Annotated in this window: 4 protein-coding genes; 1 reads left to right on the forward strand and 3 read right to left on the reverse strand. The window is 47.6% G+C overall.

Annotation, left to right across the window (positions count from 1 at the left end; translation table 11 throughout):
• The 3 genes from Q0231_RS14855 to Q0231_RS14865 form a co-directional block, all read right to left on the reverse strand.
• A partial coding sequence (locus tag Q0231_RS14855) for a DUF1465 family protein (RefSeq protein ID WP_299348658.1) occupies positions 1-203 on the reverse strand: 203 nt, incomplete at its 3' end.
• Between the two features lie 422 nt (positions 204-625).
• Positions 626-847, reverse strand: a complete 222-nt coding sequence (locus Q0231_RS14860) for a DUF1192 family protein (RefSeq protein ID WP_299348659.1) — start codon at positions 845-847, stop codon at positions 626-628.
• Positions 848-930: 83 nt separating this feature from the next.
• The gene (locus tag Q0231_RS14865) at positions 931-1,113 is read right to left on the reverse strand and encodes a DUF1192 family protein (RefSeq protein ID WP_269394885.1); all 183 of its coding nucleotides are present in this window, start codon (positions 1,111-1,113) and stop codon (positions 931-933) included.
• 115 nt (positions 1,114-1,228) lie between these two features.
• Here Q0231_RS14865 and Q0231_RS14870 point away from each other — a divergent pair.
• Positions 1,229-1,978: NAD(P)H-quinone oxidoreductase (locus tag Q0231_RS14870; RefSeq protein WP_299348663.1), on the forward strand; the 750-nt coding region annotated here is incomplete at its 3' end.

Below are 1,978 nucleotides of genomic sequence, written 5' to 3' on the forward strand. Positions count from 1 at the left end.
GTCAATTGCATAGATTGTGAGGCGTAAAGCAAAGACGCATCGCGTTCCAACAATTTGCTCGCCGCCCGACCATCGCCATCAAGATAGGCCGCAGCTTCTTCCACCAACTTCATGCCTTCGCGATAAAGCGTGTCAAAACCACCCGTCGCAACAATGCGAGGGCCAATGGATTGCGCGTCGCGCGGTTGATCAGATTGTGTCAATGGCCTACCTGCTTCAAATTCTTTCGCACACAGCATATCTGTGTTTCTGTCTCTTCGCTTTAACGCGATTCTACATGGAAACACTTAACAAACAAAATTTGCCGATTTTGTGATGTGCGAATGTAATCGAGATATTTCGCCGGTTAACTTCTCAGTAACCCGCAAGTAAACAAAAAAAGAGCCGAAAAAATCGGCTCTCGAAAGTTAACAGGGAGGCGTCGAACAGAGAGTAAAGAACCGCTCTGTCAGACCCAACAAGAATGTTGGATAAAACTAAGTTAACCGATAAACTTTAATGCAACCTTAACCACCAACATTTTCTTAACCGTCACTTTTTTAACTCTAAAAGTTAGCGGGCTGTTGTTTGTAATCTGCCAACAAATGCACAGCACATTGACAACAAGAAACGAAGGTGGCTCTTGCTATTGACCGGCTTCGGGCCTGGACAACATAGGAAACAGCGAATTGAACTTTTCCTTCTGTTTGTCCGCTTTTGAAGGTCGTTGCACTTCAATGGCCTGCTTGACCCGTTGCATCTCAGCAAACAACATCACCAAACGCTCATCAAGTTCTTCAACTGGCATGCCCTCAAGCGACATACCGACCTGATGTGATACCGGTTTCACGATTGTTTCATCTCCCATAATTTCTCACCTCGCTTTAATCGGCTTTTTAACCTTTGACAAGAATGACGCATCACAAGTGAATTTGATCTAAACTGGGCCGATCAAATTTTAAAAACCGCATCAGCTGCGGCCTTGCTTGTTTTCTTCACCTCGATTTCGGCACGTAATCTTAGGATTTCTCTTTCCAACAATAAAATACGCTCGCCAAGCTCATCGACGGATATCGCATCCAAAGACATGCCCATTTCGTGCGAATTGGGTTTTACATAGTCGTCATCGTCCATTTGATCGCCTCGCTTGTTGAATTCCACCTATTCGCCCAAAATAATGGATATAGAATCACTATTTGGGCAACTCCCAAACTTGAAGATTTTTGTAATTTGTGGAGCAGATAAGCAAATGAGTGACCAAATGATGCGCGCGATCGCCATTGACCAGCCCGGCGGACCAGAGGTTCTAACCCCCATAGATGCGCCAATGCCCTATGCTTACGAAGGCGAATTGGTCATCAAGGTTCATGCGGCTGGGGTCAATCGTCCAGACATTTTGCAACGTATGGGCGCTTACCCTCCACCAAAAGACGCCTCACCTCTACCCGGTCTCGAAGTTGCGGGCGTGGTCGAAAAAGTTGGGCGTGGTGTCACCAAGTTCAAAGTTGGCGACCCAGTAGTGGCCCTATGCAATGGCGGCGGCTATGCCGAATATGCTTCCATTCCCTCCGGTCAAACCCTGCCCTTACCAAAGGGCTGGACCATGGCAGAAGGCGCAGCGCTGCCCGAAACACTTTTCACCGTGCAACAAACTATTATTGACCGCGCCCAACTGCACAGCGGCCAAACAGTACTCATTCATGGCGGTGCGGGTGGCATTGGCGCAGCTGCTATCCAATTGGCAAAACTCAAGAATTGTTTCGTAATTGCAACCGCATCTAGCGAAGAAAAGCTCGCGTATGTAACAGCTGTCGGCGCTGATCTTGCCATCAATTATTTGACTGAAGACTTTATTGAGAAAACCAAAACCGCCACTCAAGGCAAGGGCGCTGATGTGATTTTAGACATTATTGGCGCTGACTATGTGGACCGCAATATTCGCGCTGCCGCGATGGATGGCACTATCGTGCAATTGGCCAATTTGGGTGGACGTGAAGCC

It is taken from the genome of uncultured Maritalea sp. (assembly GCF_937139385.1).
Taxonomy (GTDB): domain Bacteria; phylum Pseudomonadota; class Alphaproteobacteria; order Rhizobiales; family Devosiaceae; genus Maritalea; species Maritalea porphyrae_A.

Bases quoted from the DNA above. Each gene is read 5' to 3' on its own strand.
- Q0231_RS14860 (WP_299348659.1), bottom strand. From the start codon at position 847: ATGGGAGATGAAACAATCGTGAAACCGGTATCACATCAGGTCGGTATG.
- Q0231_RS14865 (WP_269394885.1), bottom strand. From the start codon at position 1,113: ATGGACGATGACGACTATGTAAAACCCAATTCGCACGAAATGGGCATG.